20 protein-coding genes are annotated in these 19361 nt (G+C 40.6%); 3 read left to right on the top strand and 17 right to left on the bottom strand.

What is annotated here, in order from left to right; genetic code table 11:
- Nucleotides 1-174 precede the first annotated feature (174 nt).
- From AN944_RS14970 to mioC, 14 genes are all read right to left on the bottom strand, one after another.
- Nucleotides 175-603 carry a F0F1 ATP synthase subunit epsilon gene (locus tag AN944_RS14970; RefSeq protein ID WP_055025449.1) on the bottom strand — a complete coding sequence of 143 codons (429 nt, stop codon included), beginning with the start codon at nucleotides 601-603 and terminating at the stop codon, nucleotides 175-177.
- Nucleotides 604-636: 33 nt separating this feature from the next.
- The gene (atpD, locus tag AN944_RS14975) at nucleotides 637-2028 is read right to left on the bottom strand and encodes a F0F1 ATP synthase subunit beta (protein WP_055025450.1); all 1392 of its coding nucleotides are present in this window, start codon (nucleotides 2026-2028) and stop codon (nucleotides 637-639) included.
- 33 nt (nucleotides 2029-2061) lie between these two features.
- On the bottom strand, nucleotides 2062-2922 hold the full coding sequence (atpG, locus tag AN944_RS14980) for a F0F1 ATP synthase subunit gamma (protein ID WP_055025451.1): 861 nt from the start codon (nucleotides 2920-2922) through the stop codon (nucleotides 2062-2064).
- Between the two features lie 51 nt (nucleotides 2923-2973).
- Entirely contained in the window at nucleotides 2974-4515 is a 1542-nt protein-coding gene (gene atpA / locus AN944_RS14985; RefSeq protein ID WP_055025452.1) for a F0F1 ATP synthase subunit alpha, read from the bottom strand.
- A gap of 14 nt (nucleotides 4516-4529) precedes the next feature.
- Nucleotides 4530-5063, bottom strand: coding sequence for a F0F1 ATP synthase subunit delta (gene atpH, locus AN944_RS14990; RefSeq protein ID WP_055025453.1), 534 nt, complete (start codon nucleotides 5061-5063; stop codon nucleotides 4530-4532).
- Nucleotides 5064-5079: 16 nt separating this feature from the next.
- On the bottom strand, nucleotides 5080-5550 hold the full coding sequence (atpF, locus tag AN944_RS14995; protein WP_055025454.1) for a F0F1 ATP synthase subunit B: 471 nt from the start codon (nucleotides 5548-5550) through the stop codon (nucleotides 5080-5082).
- A gap of 27 nt (nucleotides 5551-5577) precedes the next feature.
- Nucleotides 5578-5835, bottom strand: a complete 258-nt coding sequence (gene atpE / locus AN944_RS15000) for a F0F1 ATP synthase subunit C (protein WP_012157432.1) — start codon at nucleotides 5833-5835, stop codon at nucleotides 5578-5580.
- A 32-nt stretch (nucleotides 5836-5867) separates the two neighbouring features.
- A complete protein-coding gene (gene atpB / locus AN944_RS15005) occupies nucleotides 5868-6689 on the bottom strand; it encodes a F0F1 ATP synthase subunit A (RefSeq protein ID WP_055025455.1) in 822 nt (273 codons plus the stop codon).
- Nucleotides 6690-6701: 12 nt separating this feature from the next.
- Nucleotides 6702-7085, bottom strand: a complete 384-nt coding sequence (locus AN944_RS15010; protein ID WP_055025456.1) for an ATP synthase subunit I — start codon at nucleotides 7083-7085, stop codon at nucleotides 6702-6704.
- Between the two features lie 225 nt (nucleotides 7086-7310).
- On the bottom strand, nucleotides 7311-8204 hold the full coding sequence (locus AN944_RS15015) for a ParB/RepB/Spo0J family partition protein (RefSeq protein ID WP_055025457.1): 894 nt from the start codon (nucleotides 8202-8204) through the stop codon (nucleotides 7311-7313).
- 15 nt (nucleotides 8205-8219) lie between these two features.
- Entirely contained in the window at nucleotides 8220-9002 is a 783-nt protein-coding gene (locus AN944_RS15020; RefSeq protein WP_055025458.1) for a ParA family protein, read from the bottom strand.
- Nucleotides 9003-9060: 58 nt separating this feature from the next.
- Nucleotides 9061-9681, bottom strand: coding sequence for a 16S rRNA (guanine(527)-N(7))-methyltransferase RsmG (rsmG, locus tag AN944_RS15025; RefSeq protein WP_055025459.1), 621 nt, complete (start codon nucleotides 9679-9681; stop codon nucleotides 9061-9063).
- Nucleotides 9682-9800: 119 nt separating this feature from the next.
- On the bottom strand, nucleotides 9801-11690 hold the full coding sequence (gene mnmG / locus AN944_RS15030; protein ID WP_055025460.1) for a tRNA uridine-5-carboxymethylaminomethyl(34) synthesis enzyme MnmG: 1890 nt from the start codon (nucleotides 11688-11690) through the stop codon (nucleotides 9801-9803).
- A gap of 453 nt (nucleotides 11691-12143) precedes the next feature.
- Nucleotides 12144-12596: an FMN-binding protein MioC gene (gene mioC / locus AN944_RS15035; RefSeq protein ID WP_055025461.1), complete on the bottom strand. Its 453-nt coding sequence runs from the start codon at nucleotides 12594-12596 to the stop codon at nucleotides 12144-12146.
- Nucleotides 12597-12710: 114 nt separating this feature from the next.
- Between mioC and AN944_RS15040 the strand changes: the two genes are divergently transcribed.
- A complete protein-coding gene (locus AN944_RS15040; RefSeq protein WP_055025462.1) occupies nucleotides 12711-14096 on the top strand; it encodes a sodium:alanine symporter family protein in 1386 nt (461 codons plus the stop codon).
- A gap of 62 nt (nucleotides 14097-14158) precedes the next feature.
- Here AN944_RS15040 and AN944_RS15045 read toward each other — a convergent pair whose 3' ends face one another.
- Nucleotides 14159-14650: a MarR family winged helix-turn-helix transcriptional regulator gene (locus AN944_RS15045; RefSeq protein ID WP_055025463.1), complete on the bottom strand. Its 492-nt coding sequence runs from the start codon at nucleotides 14648-14650 to the stop codon at nucleotides 14159-14161.
- Nucleotides 14651-14749: 99 nt separating this feature from the next.
- Here AN944_RS15045 and AN944_RS15050 point away from each other — a divergent pair, with 99 nt between their 5' ends.
- Nucleotides 14750-15952: a multidrug effflux MFS transporter gene (locus AN944_RS15050; RefSeq protein ID WP_055025464.1), complete on the top strand. Its 1203-nt coding sequence runs from the start codon at nucleotides 14750-14752 to the stop codon at nucleotides 15950-15952.
- A gap of 191 nt (nucleotides 15953-16143) precedes the next feature.
- Here the strand turns inward: AN944_RS15050 and fghA are convergent, their stop codons facing one another.
- Both fghA and AN944_RS15060 read right to left on the bottom strand, forming a co-directional pair.
- Entirely contained in the window at nucleotides 16144-16980 is an 837-nt protein-coding gene (fghA, locus tag AN944_RS15055; protein WP_055025465.1) for an S-formylglutathione hydrolase, read from the bottom strand.
- A gap of 113 nt (nucleotides 16981-17093) precedes the next feature.
- Nucleotides 17094-18224 (bottom strand): S-(hydroxymethyl)glutathione dehydrogenase/class III alcohol dehydrogenase, encoded by a 1131-nt coding sequence (locus AN944_RS15060; protein WP_055025466.1) that lies wholly within the window; start codon nucleotides 18222-18224, stop codon nucleotides 17094-17096.
- A 143-nt stretch (nucleotides 18225-18367) separates the two neighbouring features.
- Here AN944_RS15060 and AN944_RS15065 point away from each other — a divergent pair, with 143 nt between their 5' ends.
- Complete coding sequence (locus AN944_RS15065; protein WP_055025467.1) at nucleotides 18368-19243, top strand: LysR substrate-binding domain-containing protein; 876 nt, start codon at nucleotides 18368-18370, stop codon at nucleotides 19241-19243.
- Nucleotides 19244-19361: the final 118 nt, after the last annotated feature.

The following is a 19361-nucleotide window of genomic DNA, read 5'->3' on the forward strand; positions in this document are numbered from 1 at the left end:
TTGAGTTAGTAGCCGTTTATTTTATCGCAGATATTGAATGTTAGAAATGGAAATGTGCAGTTCTCTGCTTATTCTGGTTCATTAGCTATGGTTAGTGATACACCTGGTGAGAGACATTTAAATAACAGACACAAAAAAGGCGACCCAAGGGTCGCCTTTTTAAAACAATAACCTTTATCTGGCAATGTTCTTTTTGATGGTTTCAACAACACGAAGTTGAGCTAAAGATTTAGCTAATTCGATTGTTGCAGCTTCGTAATCAAAGTCAGCGCCTGCATTAGCGATACTCGCTTCTGCGCGTTGCTTAGCTTCAAGTGCAGCTTGCTCATCAATATCATCGGCACGCATAGCGACGTCAGCAAGTACAGAAATTGAAGTTGGTTGTACTTCCAGGATACCACCTGATAAATACAATACATCTTCACTTCCATCTTCCTTAATCATGCGCGCCATGCCAGGTTTGATTTTAGTTAGCAAAGGAGCATGGTTAGGCATAATACCTAACTCACCTTCAGTACCGCTCACTTCTAAGAAGGTCACGTCACCGCTGTACATGCTGTTCTCTGCACTTACTATATCAAGTTTGACTGTCATGGCTGCCATCAAGATCTCCTAAAATACTAAGCTAATGCTCAGTTATTTCTTTTTGTTAGCTTTCTCGACAGCTTCGTCGATTGAACCAACCATGTAGAACGCTTGCTCTGGAATGTGATCAAACTCACCATTCAAGATACCCTTGAAGCCACGGATAGTGTCTTTAAGAGAAACGTACTTACCAGGAGAACCTGTAAAGACTTCTGCTACGAAGAAAGGTTGAGATAAGTATTTCTCAATCTTACGTGCGCGGAATACAGTTGTTTTATCTTCATCAGATAATTCATCCATACCCAAGATAGCAATAATGTCTTTTAGCTCTTTGTAGCGTTGAAGTACAGTTTGTACGCCGTTTGCTACATCGTAATGCTCTTGACCAACAACTAATGGATCTAATTGACGAGAAGTCGAATCCAGTGGGTCAACCGCTGGGTAAATACCTAGCGAAGCAATGTTACGAGACAGTACAACAGTCGCGTCTAAGTGAGCGAAGGTTGTTGCTGGTGACGGATCGGTTAAGTCATCCGCAGGTACATATACCGCTTGTACAGAGGTAATAGAACCAGACTTAGTTGAAGTAATACGTTCTTGTAGAACACCCATTTCTTCAGCTAGTGTTGGTTGGTAACCTACTGCAGAAGGCATACGGCCTAATAGTGCAGATACTTCAGTACCGGCCAAAGTGTAACGGTAGATGTTATCAACGAATAACAGTACGTCACGACCTTCGTCACGGAATTTTTCAGCCATTGTCAAACCAGACAATGCTACACGTAAACGGTTTCCTGGAGGCTCGTTCATTTGACCATATACCATGGCTACTTTGTCGAGAACGCCAGAATCTTTCATTTCGTAGTAGAAGTCGTTACCCTCACGAGTACGCTCACCAACACCAGCGAATACAGAAAGACCTGAGTGTGCTTTTGCGATGTTGTTGATTAATTCCATCATGTTGACGGTTTTACCAACACCAGCACCACCAAATAAACCAACTTTACCACCCTTAGCGAATGGACAAACAAGGTCGATAACCTTGATACCAGTCTCTAAAAGTTCAGTTGTGTTTGACTGATCTTCGTATGAAGGTGCTTCACGGTGAATTTCATAACGCTCTTCTTCACCAATGTCACCCGCTTCATCGATAGGCTCACCCAATACGTTCATGATACGGCCAAGGGTTGCAACCCCAACCGGAACAGAAATTGGTGAACCTGAGTTTGCTACCTCTAGACCACGACGCAGACCATCAGAAGAACCCATAGCGATGGCACGAACTACACCACCACCTAGCTGTTGCTGAACTTCCAGCACCAAGCCATTACAGTCGCCTTCACCTGTGATCTTCAGAGCGTCATATACCTGAGGTACAGAATCTTGTGGAAACTCTACGTCCACAACCGCGCCAATTACTTGGACAACAGTACCTGTGCTCATGATTAATCCTCTAAACTTTATTAGTTACCTAACCTAAACCGCTGCAGCGCCTGAAACAATCTCCGACAATTCTTGCGTAATCGCAGCTTGTCGTGCCTTGTTATAGACTAATTGCAGATCATCGATCAGCTCACCAGCGTTATCAGTTGCAGCCTTCATTGCTACCATACGGGCAGCCTGTTCAGACGCAATATTCTCAACAACACCTTGATAAACTTGAGACTCAACATAACGAGTCAACAATACTTCCAAAATATCTTTTGGATCTGGCTCGTAAATGTAATCCCAAGGATACTTAGCTACTTCTTCTTCCGATTTAGGTAAAGGTAGCAGCTGTTCGATCACAGGAGTCTGAGTCATAGTATTCACAAATTTGTTGAATACGATAAACAGACGATCCAGTTTGCCTTCGTTGTAAGCTTGTAGCATAACTCTCACGGTACCGATTAAATCGGCTAACTTAGGCGCATCGCCTAAACCTGAGGCATGGGCAGAGATTTCTCCACCAAAGCTATTGAAGAATTGCACACTTCGTGCACCAATTGGACAAAATTCAACTTCTGCCCCTTGGTCTTTCCAATCCTTCACATCTGACACAACCTTTTTGAAAAGGTTAACGTTCAGACCACCACAAAGGCCACGGTCGGTTGACACAACAATGTAACCAACCCGCTTGGCATCTCGAACTTCCAAATATGGATGTTTATATTCAAGAGTACCTTGCGCTACGTGACCGATCACCTTACGCATATGCTCTGCATATGGACGGCTCGACTCCATGCGATCCTGCGCTTTGCGCATTTTGCTGGCAGCCACCATTTCCATTGCAGAAGTGATCTTTTGAGTGTTTTTAACACTCGCGATCTTGGTTTTAATCTCTTTAGCGCCGGCCATTTCTACTCTCCAATCTGGGACCTGAGGCGCCTTACGACACCTCGATAATTATTACCAGGTTTGGGTTTCAATGAACTTGTCCAGGCCAGCTTTTAATTGACTTTCAATGTCTGCGTTGTAATCGCCAGTTTCATTAATAGTATTAACAAGCTCAGCATGTTCGCTGTTCATGAATGAAAGCAGAGCAGCTTCGAAGCTACCGATTTTACTTAATTCAACAGTCTTCAAGTAGCCTTTTTCAGCCGCGAAGATTGAGATAGCTTGGGCAGCGATGCTCATTGGAGCATATTGCTTTTGCTTCATAAGTTCGGTAACACGCTCACCATGCTCAAGTTGAGCACGAGTTGCATCATCTAAGTCAGATGCAAATTGTGAGAACGCAGCAAGCTCTCGATACTGTGCTAACGCGGTACGAATACCACCAGACAGTTTCTTGATGATCTTAGTCTGAGCCGCACCACCAACACGAGAAACAGAAATACCAGGGTTAACAGCTGGACGTAAGCCAGAGTTAAATAAGTCAGTCTCAAGGAAGATCTGACCATCTGTAATAGAAATTACGTTGGTCGGTACGAATGCAGATACATCACCTGCTTGGGTTTCAATAATCGGTAACGCAGTTAAAGAACCGGTTTTACCTTTTACTTCACCGTTAGTGAATTTATCTACGTAGATTTCGTTTACACGTGAAGCACGTTCTAATAAACGAGAATGTAGATAGAATACATCACCTGGGTATGCTTCACGTCCTGGTGGACGCTTCAATAGTAGAGAGATCTGACGGTAAGCAACTGCTTGCTTAGATAGATCATCATATACGATTAAAGAATCTTCACCGCGGTCACGGAAGTATTCACCCATTGAACAACCTGAGTAAGGTGCTAAGTATTGTAATGCTGCAGCTTCAGAAGCTGTTGCTACTACAACGATAGTGTTAGCTAGTGCACCGTGCTCTTCAAGCTTGCGTACTACGTTAGCAATTGTAGAAGCCTTTTGGCCTACAGCTACGTATACACATTTAATGCCTGAATCTTTCTGGTTGATAATTGCATCGATAGCCATCGCTGTTTTACCAGTCTGACGGTCACCAATGATCAATTCACGTTGTCCACGACCAATTGGGATCATAGAGTCAACGGCTTTATAACCAGTTTGGATTGGTTGATCTACTGATTGGCGCTCAATTACACCAGGAGCAATTACTTCAACAGGAGAGAAACCATCGTTATCGATTGGTCCTTTACCGTCAATTGGCTCACCAAGGGTGTTAACTACGCGGCCTAATAAACCACGACCTACTGGTACTTCAAGAATACGACCAGTGGTCTTAACTTTTGCGCCTTCTGCTAAATTAGCATAAGGACCCATTACTACGGCACCGACAGAATCACGTTCTAAGTTCAACGCGATTGCAAAACGGCCACCAGGCAGTTCGATCATTTCACCTTGCATTACATCGGCAAGGCCGTGAATGCGAATGATGCCGTCACTTACTGCAACGATTGTACCTTCGTTGCGAGCTTCACTAACGACGTCGAACTGCTCGATCCGCTGCTTAATCAGATCGCTGATTTCAGTGGAATTCAGTTGCATGCTCAAACTCCCAATTACGATTGTAGCTTATCAGACAAGCGCGATAAATTACCGCTAACCGAGCCATCGATGACTAGGTCGCCTGATTTAATAATTACACCGCCAATAAGCGATGCATCTACACTACAATTCAGCTTAACTTTGCGTGCGAGACGTTTCTCAAGAGAAACACTAATTTGCTCTTGTTGCTCAGAGCTCAGCTCAGTCGCTGAAACAACAGTTGCTTCAACTTCTTTAGCCCACTCATTGCGGTATTCAGCAAAAAGTAAAGATACTGTTGGTAGTATCTCTAAACGACCGTTTTCAGCCATCACCTTAATAAGGTTCTGACCTTGCGCATTCATTTGCTCACCACATACTTCGATAAATAGTGAGGCAAGTTGTGCACTAGCCAATGAACCACCAAGCAACGGTTTAATTGATTCGTTTTCACTTACCAATGCCGCGAAGTTAAGCATTTCTGCCCAATCTTCAATTGCTTTGTGTTCAACAGCAAAATCAAAAGCTGCCTTTGCATAAGGACGAGCAATGGTGCTTATTTCAGCCATAACTCCGATTCCTTAATTAAATTTCAGCAACAAGTTTATTAACTATGTCACTGTGAGCTTCTGGATCAATCGAACGTTGAAGAATTTTCTCTGCACCAGTTACGGCAAGAGTAGCAACTTGCTTACGCAAGTCATCTTTAACGCGATTACGTTCGTTTTCAATTTCAGCTTGACCTTGAGCGATGATTTTCGCACGTTCGGTATCAGCTTCAATTTTAGCTTCTTCAACTATTTGAGCTTTGCGCTTATTAGCTTGCTCAATAATTTCATTAGCAGTCGCCTTCGCTTCTTTTAGTTGCTCATTAGCTTTCGCTTGAGCCAACTCTAGATCTTTTGCAGCACGTCCTGCATCAGCTAGCCCATCGGCAATTTTCTTCTGGCGTTCTTCGATAGCGTTCATCAATGGCGGCCATACAAACTTCATGCAAAACCACACGAAGAGTGCAAAAGAAATCGCTTGGCCTAGCAGGGTAGCGTTAATACTCATAACGACAACTCCTTCTAAGGGGGGCGATTAGCCAGCTAATTGACCTAAGAATGGGTTAGCGAATACGAAGAATAATGCAACACCAACTGCAATCATTGAGATCGCATCAAGTAGACCAGCTACGATGAACATCTTAGTTTGTAATGCTGGAGCAAGTTCTGGTTGACGAGCTGAAGCTTCTAAGAACTTACCACCTAAGATAGCAAAGCCAATACCAGTACCTAGCGCTGCTAAGCCAATCATGATTGCAACAGCTATTGCTGTAAAGCTAATTACAGTTTCCATTTTATCTCCGATAAATAACTAATTTTATTAAATTAATGTTCTTCATGTGCCATGCTTAGATATACAATCGTAAGCATCATGAAGATAAACGCCTGCAGCACAATAACCAAAATATGGAAAATAGCCCAAGGCACTGATAATGCGAACTGAGCCCACCAAGGCATCAGTGCTATCAGAATAAAGATCAACTCACCTGCATACAGGTTACCAAACAGACGAAGCGACAATGAAATCGGCTTCGCAACCAAAGTAACTGTTTCCAAAATCAAGTTAACTGGAATCAGTGACCAATGGTTGAAAGGTTGTAAGGTCATTTCTTTTGTGAAACCACCAAATCCTTTAACTTTAATACTGTAAAAAACAATCAACGCAAACACACTCAAGGCCATACCTAGAGTTACGTTTAAGTCAGTTGTTGGTACAATTTTAAGGTAAGGAACACCTAAAAATCTGTTTGCGGCTTCAGGTACAAAGTCAACCGGAATTAAGTCCATTAAATTCATCAGGAAAACCCAGACAAAAATAGTCAGACCTAATGGTGCGATAACCGCGTTACGACCATGAAATGAGTCTTTAACGATTTTATCTACACCTTCCACGCACATTTCAACGAAACATTGAAATTTACCTGGAACGCCAGTTGTTGCTTTTTGTCCTACTTTGAAGAATGCCCACAAAAATAGAACCCCAAGACCTACTGAAAACAAAAGTGAGTCAATGTGCCAAGTCCAAAACCCGGCATCTTGACATGCATAGTTAAAAGCAATTCCGCCATCAGCAGAACACATTTTCGCATTAGTCAGGTGATGCTGGATATACTCGGAAGCATTTAATGCTTCACCAGTTGTCGCCATGATTAATCTCACTTAATTTTGCTTGAAGTATAAAGGGGCTGTCCAAGGTATTAATAGCGCCAACAAATAACAGCTAAATAACGGCATAAATGGCGTTTTCAGCATGCCAAATGCAATGGCGAATAACACAATGGTTAGCAGCAACTTTACCGCTTCCCCCAAGAAAAACATCCAAACGACTTTTCCTGACGCTTTAGCTCCCGCATGAGAGAAAGCAAGGGTTGCGAATACAAAATTAGGGAGTACAGCAATGAGACCACCTGCTAAAGCAGATAAGCCATACTGAGCTCCCCACAGAGCGAAAAATAAAATTGAAGTTCCCCCAGCTACCGCCGCCTGCAACAACACTATTCTATAGGCTGACCACCGGCCACGACGCGCTAAAACCTTACTCAATTTTTAATCTCCGCATTAATGCTTATTTCTCTTCTGGGCGGTTAATGTGATCATTAACAACTCAGACAGGAAAAAAAGCATGCAAAGTATACCTTTTCACACCTTGTTTGCAACTTTGATGAGAGGTTAAACAGTGATATTAGGCGTGATTTGAGACTAAATTTCTAAAATCTCAAATTTACGCCTTGTTACAAAGTTACTATTGAAATGACTTTGTTGGAGGATTTAGTGGATTTTGCTAAGTATTCCATCTAATTCAGCAAGATCTTGGTAGTTTATTACAATTTTACCTTTACCTTTACTGCCATGATTTATAGCCACTTTAGCACCTAATTTTTCAATTAACTGTTGCTCCAAGCGGGTTACATCATGATCTTTAGCTGGCTTTTCGGCTTCTTTGGTAGGATTTAGGGCTTTATTCACTAATCGTTCAGTTTCACGAACTGTCATTTCTTTAGAAGCGACTAATCGAGCAAGGTTTGTTTGCTCATCACCTTCAATAGCCAATAATGCTCGAGCGTGACCCATATCAATATCGCCATACTCTAATAAACGTTTTACTGGCTCATTTAAACTGTTTAATCGTAATAAGTTAGAAACACTTGCTCTAGATTTTCCGACAGCATCAGCCGTTTGTTGATGGGTTAATTCAAATTCTTCAAGTAAACGTTGTAATGCAATGGCTTCTTCCATTGCATTAAGGTCTTCACGCTGGATATTTTCAATCAAGGCAATTGCTACGGCGGATTCATCAGGTACTTGCTTAACAATACAAGGAACTTGCTCTAATTGAGCAATTTGCGATGCTCTCCAACGACGTTCGCCAGCAATGATTTCGTATCTTTCAGCATCAACTTTACGAACAACAATAGGCTGAATGATACCTTGTGACTTAATAGATTCAGCTAATTCATCCAGTGCTTCTGGTGACATATCTTTACGCGGCTGATATTTACCAGATTGCAATAAATCCACATCTAGCATTAATAAACCATCTTCTTTCGGCGCTTGGTCGATATTGATGTTAGGTTGAGTCTGTTCTGTTTTTCTATTCGCAGCGCTACTATTGCTTAGTAATGCATCCAAACCTTTACCTAAACCACGTTTTTTTAACGTCATTTTATTCCCTTACGCTTACTTTGATTCTGTTTGTTGCTCTGCACGGCGAATAATTTCACCCGCTAAAGCTAAATAGGCTTTGGCGCCAGCACTTGATTTATCATAATACATCGCAGGAGCACCAAAACTAGGCGCTTCAGCTAAACGGATATTTCTTGGAATAACGGTGCGATATACTTTTTCGCCAAAATGTTGTTTTAGCTGATCGGACACATCATTAGATAAACGATTTCGAGGATCATACATGGTTCGTAAGATCCCTTCGATGCTCAAATTAGGGTTAACCATCGCACCTAATTTGGTGATGGTATCGATCAATGCAGTTAAGCCTTCTAATGCATAGTATTCACACTGCATTGGCACTAATACAGAATCAGCGGCAGACATCGCATTGACCGTCAACATGTTGAGCGACGGCGGACAGTCAATAAAAATGAAATCATAATCATCTTTTACTGCTGCCAAAGCATTTTTTAATCGAATTTCTCTTGCAAAAAACTCCATCAGCTTAATTTCTGCTGCAGTTACATCACCATTACCCGCAATAAGATCATATTTACCGGTCGTATCTTTGATCACTATCTCTTCGAACGGCTTTTCTTCAACAAGCAATTCGTATGCGGTATTTTCAACTTCATATTTGTCGACACCGCTGCCCATAGTGGCATTACCTTGCGGATCAAGATCGATTAACAGCACTTTGCGTTTTGTGGCTGCAAGTGATGCTGCTAAATTAACACAAGTTGTTGTTTTTCCAACGCCACCTTTCTGGTTGGCTACGGCAATGATTTTACCCACGTGTTCACCCTAAGGACTTATTTACGATGTCCGATAATATTTATTTTTTTCCTGACTATTATTTCTTGGTCAGTTTTAACAGATGTCTTTGTTCATCGAGCTTTGGCACTGTTAACGAAATGGTTTCAGTGACTGTAAACTCGTTAGGAATACTGGCCATTTCTGCATCACTAAGTTGGCCTTTAAGCGCATAAAATTGGCCATTGTCAGCTGGTAAGTGATGACACCAAGTCAACATGTCTTCAATTGATGCAAAAGCACGGCTAATTACGCCATCAAATTTTTGCTCGGGCTCATAAGCCTCAACACGACTTTCAACTGAAGTAATGTTATTGATCTTTAATTCAAATTGAACCTGTTTTTGAAAACGAATACGTTTTCCTAAACTATCAAGTAACACAAACTCTTTATCGGGATTAAGAATTGCTAGTGGGATCCCAGGTAAACCAGGTCCAGTCCCAACATCAATAAAACGCTGCCCTTTAAGATAAGGAGAAACCACTAAACTGTCCATAACATGACGGATTAACATCTGTTCAGGATCTCTAACCGAAGTTAAGTTATAAGCTTTATTCCATTTGTTTAGCATGGTAACAAACCCAACAAGCTGTTGTTGTTGAGTTTCTGTTGCTGATATACCAGTTTCAGCAAGATAAATCTTAAGTTGATCGGCTAACACGCTAAGTGACCTCTAAATCAAAGGGAATCGTTAATCATCGGGTATTATGAATGGCAGAAATGACTAAGGGAAGTCTCAATGCTTCCCTTATTGGTTAAAACACAACTTTTTACTGCGATTTATGCGCTTTTACGTAATAAACCACGTTTTTTAAGGTGTACAAGCAAAATTGAAATGGCGGCTGGGGTCATTCCAGAAATACGTGAAGCTTGGCCAATGGTTTCAGGTTTATGCTCATTCATCTTAGCAATGACCTCATTCGACAAACCTTGCACTTCTTGATAATCCAAATCCAATGGTAAAACAGTCGTTTCATGACGGATTGCTTTGTCAATTTCACCTTGCTGTCTTTGAATATAGCCTGAATATTTCACTTGGATCTGAACTTGCTCTGCAGCACGCGGATCGTCAACACCTGGGCCGAAACCTTCTAAACTCATTAATTTACTGTAATCCATTTCTGGACGACGTAATAAATCTTCAAATGATGCTTCACGTGAAATAGGTGTATTTAATTCAGGATTCAATACATCCAGTAACGGTGAGTTTTTATGAACCCAATTACTGCGTAAACGCTGTAATTCAGTTTCAATTAACTCTTGTTTTTCACTAAACTTCTGCCAGCGCTCATCATCAACTAAGCCTAATTCACGGCCTTTTTCAGTGAGACGTAAATCAGCATTGTCTTCACGAAGTAACAAACGGTATTCAGCACGACTGGTAAACATGCGGTAAGGTTCTTTTGTGCCAAGTGTTGATAAATCGTCAACCAATACGCCAATGTATGCCTGATCGCGTCTTGGACACCAAACTTCTTTGCCTTGTACTTGCAACGATGCATTCATACCAGCTAACAAACCTTGTGCACCCGCTTCTTCATATCCGGTTGTGCCGTTAATTTGTCCAGCAAAGAATAAACCATCAATATTTTTAGTTTCTAAAGAGTTTTTAAGATCTCTTGGATCAAAATAATCATATTCAATGGCGTATCCAGGACGAATGATCTCAGCATTTTCCATACCTTGAATAGATCTAACCAAATTTAATTGTACATCGAAAGGTAGACTTGTTGAGATCCCATTAGGGTAGATCTCATTAGTGGTTAACCCTTCTGGTTCAATAAAAATTTGATGGGAGTTTTTGTCTGCAAAACGATTAATTTTATCTTCGATCGATGGGCAATATCTTGGACCAATTCCTTCAATAACACCTGAGTACATTGGGCTACGATCGAGTCCTCCACGAATAATATCGTGAGTTTTTTCATTGGTATGTGTGATGTAACAAGAAACTTGTTCAGGATGCTGGCTAACATCACCAATGAATGACATGACAGGTAACGGACTGTCACCTTTTTGTTCTTGCATTTTATCGAAATCAATCGTGTTTGCATCAATTCTTGGTGGCGTGCCCGTTTTTAGACGTCCAACACGAATTGGTAATTCTTTTAGTCTATTAGCGAGTGCAATTGCAGGTGGATCACCTGCTCTTCCGCCGCTGTAATTTTCTAAGCCGATATGAATTTTACCACTTAGGAAAGTACCGGTTGTTAATACAACGCTTGGGGCTTCAAATGCTAAGCCCATTTGAGTAACAACACCTAAAACTTTATTGTTTTCAACAACTAAATCGTCTACAGCTTGTTGAAAAATACGTAGATTGGGTTGATGTTGTAAAATTTGTTGTATTTTTTGACGATACAAAGCTCTATCAGCTTGTGCACGAGTCGCTCTAACAGCTGGGCCTTTGCTTGAATTTAATGTTCTAAATTGGATACCTGCAAAGTCAGTTGCGGTTGCCATTGCACCGCCTAAGGCATCAATTTCTTTTACCAAATGGCCTTTGCCAATCCCACCAATGGCTGGATTACAAGACATTTGTCCAAGGGTATCAATATTGTGTGTCAGTAATAGGGTTTTTGATCCCATTCTGGCAGCAGCTAAGGCTGCTTCGGTTCCGGCATGACCACCACCAACAACAATTACATCAAACCGTTCATGAAAATGCATTTTGTAACCTTGGATAAAATAAATTTCTAATTTAGATCTTTAAACGAAAGACTCTCTGAGCCGAGTATTTTAGCACCTGGTTTGCTTTTCGGGAATGATCAATTTTCGTCTTTCGATCAGAGGAGGTTTGCTTAATAGATCTTAAGATCTTTTTAAAGATCTCTTTGTTATGTTTATTATTAGGATCGTACTTTTCTGTGGGTAAGCCTAATTTTTCTTTATATTCAAAGGGTAATAGATAAACGATCTTGTGATCTAACTGCGATCTAATTCAATATAAGTTGGGGATAGATCGGCTACTTATCCACAGGGGGGATCTTTAAGCAGATCAGGTGTGGATCAATACAAAGTTATGATCGGATAAAATAATACCTTATCCACATAGTTATCTTGTAAATTAACTTATTGTGGATAAGGTTGACTATTATTGTGAGTATAAATGAAGATATTAACTTAGTTAGTGGGAGTGATCGACGATTGCCATTGAGCTAACCAAGCAAGCGCGGCATCTTCAGGTACTGGATCCATTTGAACATCGATTTGGATCTTATTCACAAATGAGACTGCACCGAGTTGATCTAACCTTGAAATTATTTTTTCTGGGCCTTGGCAAAAAGTATCGTAACTTGAATCACCAATAGCGCATAACGCATATTTTAGCTCTGTAAGATCATCATTTGTGGCGATCAATTGTTGATAAAAAGGCGCTATATTGTCGGGAAGATCACCAGCTCCATGTGTAGAACTGACGATCATCCATAGAGATTTTGGGTCTAATTCAGATAAATTAGGAGCGAGATGTATTTGAGTTTCGTGGCCTAATTTGTCTAATTCTGCAGCCATATCGTCTGCTACATATTCAGTACCACCTTGCGTTGTACCGACTAAAATTTCGATTTTTGCCATATTATTGCCTTTGAATTAACCGTTAATTGTCATAGTTTACGCTGATTTATCATTGCACAAAGCGGTTTTTGTCCGTATTTTCAATAGTTACATTTAACAAAAATATAACTTTTCATGTCTCTTGTTTCTATTACTGCCCAAATAGCCGATTTAGCTTGGGGCCCACATATGTTGGTATTACTTGTGGGTGGAGGGCTTTTTTTCCTTATTTATTCGAGGTTTATTCCGTTTCGATATATTGGTCATGCCATTAATATTGTAAGGGGTAAACATCCAGATAAAGGTGCAGAAGGGCATATTAGTCACGCTGGTGCACTCTCCAGTGCAATGGCAGGTACCGTTGGAATGGGCAACATCGGCAGTGTCGCTGTCGCAATCATGGTGGGTGGTCCAGGCGCTATTTTTTGGATGTGGATCAGCGCCATTGTTGGAATGGCGACCAAATTTTTTACTTGTACCTTAGCGATAATGTATCGAGGTAAAGATGAAAATGGCGATGTACAAGGTGGCCCTATGTACATTATTACTCAAGGGTTATCTAAAAAGTGGCACTTTTTAGCAGTTTTCTTTTGTGTTGTAGGCCTAGTGGGTAACTTTCCATTATTTAACTCTAATCAACTGGTACAGATTATTCGTGAATGGCTAATTGTAAAACCAGGATATTTTCCAGCTAATGAATCTACTTTTTGGATCGATTTATCACTGGGTATCGTCGTTATGCTGATTGTTGCTAGCGTTATTTTAGGCGGGATCAAACGTATTGCATCTGTGGCATCAAAGGTGGTGCCATTGATGATCCTCATTTATATGAGCTGTGCTTTTTATGTTATTGCGACTCATATAACTGAAATACCTCATTACTTTGCATTAATTTTTACTGAGGCTTTTTCATTAAACTCAGTTGGGGGCGGCATATTAGGTACGATGCTAATTGGCATTCGTCGTGCGGCTTTTTCAAATGAAGCGGGTATTGGTACCGAAGTGATGGCTCATGGTAGTGCGAGAACCAATGAACCTGTTAAAGAAGGCCTTGTCGCTATGCTTGGTCCAGCCATTGACACTTTGTTAGTGTGTACTGCAACAGCAATGATAATTTTGATTTCTGGGGTTTGGCAAACAGGTGAAGCACAAGGTGTTAATTTATCTGCCCAAGCGTTTGAAATGACAATGCCAGGAGTAGGGCCTTATCTGTTGATATTGTGTGTGGTGTTTTTCAGTATCAGTACCATTTTTACTCAAGCATTTTATGGTGGACAGTGCTTTGCATTTTTATTTGGTCGTCAACGGTTACGTTTATATCAGTACTTTTTCTTGTGTGCGATTTTATTTGCTGCAACGGCAAGTATTCAAGAAATTGTTAATATTATTGATGCGGCATATGCCTTAATGGCTATTCCGACGATGACGTCTGCTATTTTACTTGCGCCAAAGGTGAGGGCAGAATCTAAACGTTACTTTGCTAAACTTACCAATAAGTCATTGACTACAAATCATCATTAATGAATAGAAATAGATAAAATGCCAGCTAACATTTAGCTGGCATTTTTTATTGATGTTGAGTGTTAATTCCAACTCAAGAGTAGTTTACTAAGTAGTGTATCTAGCTGTTTTATCTCATCTTCTGACAAAATTGCTAATTTTTTTTGTTCATTTTTATGAAGTTCAACGATGATAGCGTCAACCAGTTCTTTTCCCATTGGTGATAACTTAACCAGCTTACTACGTTTGTCGTCTGGATTATCCAGTCTTTCTATTAGCTCAGCTTGCTTCATCCTGTTTAGGACTTTTGTTAAACCGCCTGAACTGAATAGCAGAGAGTGATAAAGGGTGGTTGGTGACAAGCAATAAGGCTCGCCACTTCTTCTTAAGGTTGCCAGAATACCGAAGTCTGCACCTTGTATTTGGTAATGACCTAATAGCTCTTCGAGATCTGTTCTGATGTGATGATGAGCTCTGAGCAATTTCAGAATCGACGGAGAAATATGGTCGTATGCTTCAGGCCAATTAATTTTTGTTGATTGTAAAATGCTATCGACACTTTCCTGTTTTGGCAAAATCTATTCATTTAATCAGTGGGTGTTGCAAGTAATATATCTTGCTAGAAAGGTAAAATCTAGCTAGTATCTTTCTGGAAAGGTACTTTAGAGGTGTAAATGCAACAATCCATATCTAAAAGCTTAATTCTGTTACTTGCTGCTGTTTTTGCGATGACTCCATACGCGATCGATAGTTATCTGCCAGCGATTCCAATCATTGCAACTGATTTCAATGTCGACACTTCTTTGATTGCGATTACCGTCAGCATGTATGTTTTCGGGATGGCAATTGGTCAGTTAGTCGGCGGACCACTATCTGATAAATATGGCCGTCAGCCAATTATGTCATTAGGTTTACTGGTGTTTGGTGTATGCAGTTTAGTGTTGGCTTTAGTCGATTCTCTGGCGTTTTTTTGGCTTTGGCGTTGCTTGCAATCAATTGGTGGTGGTATGGCTGTTGTTGTTGTACCTGCAACTATTCGTGATAATGCAGAAGGAAAAGAAGCGGCGAAAGTATTCTCACTTGTTATGCTAATTATGATGATAGCCCCTTCTATTGCTCCCGCCATTGGCACCTTAATCATGAAAATATCCAGCTGGCATTGGATTTTCTTATCATCTGCAATTTTCGCAATCCTTGTGGCAATCTGTGCATTTTTTATTATGCCAAAGCATATAAAGGCTAGTAATACTATGCCTAGTACTAGCTTTAAAAGTGTTCTTAAGTTCAAACCTGCACGGGGATATTTAATTGCACAAGTGTTTTCTTATGCGCTATTAATCACGTTTATTACCAATGCACCTTTTGCTTATTTAGTTAAGTTTGGTGTTAGCGAAACGCTCTTTTCAGGGTTATTTATTGCTAATGTTGTGGGAGTTGTGATCATCAATCGTTTAAATGCTTATTTGCTTAATCGTTATGATGCTGAACAAATGCTGTTGGCATTTTTAGGGTTAAAAGTGTTCGGTGGACTTGTTTTGTTCTGTTCAATTTTGATTATGCCAAATAATCTATGGTTTGCTGTTTCTGGCTTTGTTATCTGTATGGCGGCGACTGGTGGGACAATATCTAATGCAAGTGTAAGCTTTTTAAAGCACTTTGGTAGAAGTGCAGGTACTGCTTCAGCGTTAATGGGAGCTATGCAGTTTTTCATCGGCGCAATTATTAGTGGTATAACAGCATTACTGTTGAAAGACGCTTTATGGCCCATGGTGCTGATCATGTTTGGATGTTCGGTTATTGCACTTTTAGCGACATTAAAGGCTAATGCACTTAACAGAAAAATGACTGAGACAAAGATGAGTTATTGCGTTAATTAGTCTTTCTATCAAGTTATTTTCTTCATTATCAATGCGTGTAACTGCCTATATAAAAGCCTCAATGTTATTCACATTGAGGCTTTACTATCTTTATAAGGCTGTTATTTCTATTTTGAAACTCTAACTATGTTTCACATGGAACAATGACCTCTTTTTTAGGTAAAGGCTCATTGATCATTGTCGTTTTCTATTTATAAATACTTTGCATGGAACCTTAAATGGTCTTCGATAAAACTACTAATGAAGTAGTAGCTATGATCGTAGCCTTCTTGCATACGCAGGGTTAAAGGGTATTCCTGTTCTTTGGCTGCATCGACTAATACTTGTGGTTTTAACTGCTCTGCTAAGAAATTATCATCGCTACCTTGGTCCACCAGCATTGGAATAGCGGCTTGAGTAAGCTTCATTAATTCCGTGCTGTCATATTCAAGCCAATCTTGTTTATCTGTACCTAGATAACCAGTAAAAGCCTTTTGTCCCCAAGGGCAATTAATAGGATTACAAATCGGGCTGAATGCTGAGATTGACTGATAACGCTGCGGATTTTTAAGACCGATACTGATAGCACCATGACCGCCCATTGAGTGACCACTTATGCTGCGCTGCAGAGAAACAGGAAAGTGTTGTTCAATGAGTTCTGGCAACTCGTTCACAACGTAGTCATACATTTGATAATGGGTATTAAAAGGGGCTTGAGTTGCATTGACATAAAAACCTGCGCCTAGACCAAAATCATAAGCTCCTTCGCTGTCGTCTGCGACATTCTCACCACGTGGGCTAGTATCTGGTGCCACAATGGCAATACCCAGTTCCGCAGCTGTTCGTTGAATACCTGATTTTTGCATAACATTTTCATCGGTGCAGGTTAAACCTGATAACCAATAAAGCACAGGTACTTTTTGAGTTGCCGCTTGTGGTGGTAAGTAAATGGCAAAACGCATTTGGCAATTTACCGTGTCTGAATGATGGTTATATTGCTTTAACCAGCCACCGAAAACTTTATTACTGCTGACATTTTCTAACGTCATGTTGTTATCACTTCTTTTGAAAATGCCTTATCAACTGATAAGGCATATGGTTGTCTTAAGGTGTTCAATTCAGAATATGTTAGCGTTCTGAATGGATAACATTTGCGCAGAGCTTACTTGTCGAAATGAATGACAGAGCGAATACTTTCTCCGCTGTGCATTAAATCGAAAGCATCATTAATTCCTTCAAGCCCCATAGTGTGAGTGATGAAGTGATCTAATTTAAACTCACCATTTAGATACTGCTCAACAATGCCTGGTAATTCACTGCGCCCTTTAACACCGCCAAATGCGCTGCCTTTCCAGACTCGGCCTGTCACCAACTGGAATGGACGAGTTGAGATTTCTTGTCCTGCACCAGCAACACCAATAATCACAGACTCTCCCCAACCTTTATGACAACACTCAAGTGCACTGCGCATCACATTGACGTTACCGATACATTCGAAAGAGAAATCAACACCACCGTCGGTTAGCTCTACAATGACATCTTGAATAGGTTTATCGTAGTTTTTAGGGTTAATGCAATCTGTCGCGCCAAGTTTAGTAGCTAGCTCAAATTTAGATTCATTTAAGTCAATACCAATAATACGTGAAGCCCCAGCCATGGTAGCGCCAATAATTGCTGATAAACCAATGCCACCTAAACCAAATATGGCTACGGTATCGCCTTTTTGAACCTTAGCGGTATTAAGTACGGCGCCCATACCTGTAGTGACACCACAACCTAATAAACAGACTTCTTCTAGTGGCGCATCTTTATTCACTTTTGCAAGTGAGATTTCAGGTAATACGGTGTACTCGGAGAATGTTGAACAACCCATATAATGGAAAATTGGCTCACCATCTTTATAAAAGCGAGTAGTACCATCAGGCATTAAGCCTTTACCTTGGGTTTCACGTACTGCGCTACATAGGTTGGTTTTACCTGATGTACAGAATTTACATTTACCACACTCAGCGGTGTAAAGAGGAATAACATGGTCACCGACTTTAACGCTAGTGACTCCTTCACCGACCATTTCAACAATCCCGCCACCTTCATGGCCCAGAATTGCCGGGAAAACACCTTCTGGATCATCACCTGATAGGGTAAATGCGTCAGTATGACAAACACCCGAAGCGATAATCTTTACCATCACTTCTCCCGCTTTTGGGTACATGACATCAACTTCTTCAACTGATAAAGGTTGTCCTGGTCCCCATGCAACAGCGGCTTTAGACTTAATAAATTGTGCTGACATTGTGTTTGTCCTTATTAAAGATGAACGACTAAATTGAATCTACTTAGTGTAGATGAGATTTTGTAGTGATAGATCTATTGTATTTATTTTCTGTCAGTTGATAATAAGCTTAAATTACAAATGACTTTTACAGGTGAGTAATAATGCTGCCATGGGAAGGGGTTTATGAGTTTGTCGCAGTAGCTGAAACGGACAGTTTTACCGCTGCTGGTAAGCGTTTGTCTATTTCAACAGCCCAAGTTAGCCGTCAAATTAGTCAGATTGAAAATAGGTTAAATACTAAACTTTTTTACCGTACCACCAGAAAAGTCTCTCTGACAGAAGAAGGGCAAGTTTTTTATCGGCATTGTAGGCAGGTGATTGATGGTCTCGAAGAAGCTGAGCGAGCCATCAGTAGCCTGCAAAATAAACCGCAAGGGTTAATCAAGCTGACTGCACCAGTGACCTATGGTGAGAAGTTTATCATGCCGATTGTGACTGACTATATGCAGCAATATCCTGATGTCGAAGTGATTTGTGAATTAACAAACAGGCAATTAGATTTAGTTGAGGGCGGTTATGATTTGGCTATTCGCTTAGGCCGATTACCTGACTCTAGTATGATGGCAAAGCGGCTAACCAGTCGTGAGCAATTTGTGTGTGCTGCACCTGAGTATATTAATCGCTTTGGTGCGCCATATTCTTTATCGGAACTGAGTCAGCATAATTGTTTAATCGGCTCGCAATCTCACTGGCACTTTAATGAATTAGGTAAGCCGAGAAGTATAAAAGTACATGGGAACCTGCAATGCAGTAGCGGTATTAGTTTATTGGATGCGGCATTAAAAGGCCTGGGAATTGTGCAATTACCAGGTTATTACGTTAAACAGGCTATTGCTGACAATAAGCTAAATGTACTACTGGCATCTTTTCAACAAGAAAAAGAAGGCATATGGGCTTTGTATCCACAAAACCGTCATCTATCTCCTAAAGTCAGATTATTGGTAGATAAACTCACTGAATGTTTACCTAAGCAGTAATCTGTTATTGATTCATCTTGCTTTGAAGTAGCGGTTTGGAACCTATTCCAAATCGCTATCTCACATCCATATTTGATTAAAATATGCGCTGTGGTTCATTTCTGTAAATCTACCTATT

This window comes from Shewanella sp. P1-14-1 (assembly GCF_001401775.1).
In the GTDB taxonomy this organism is placed as follows: domain Bacteria; phylum Pseudomonadota; class Gammaproteobacteria; order Enterobacterales; family Shewanellaceae; genus Shewanella; species Shewanella japonica.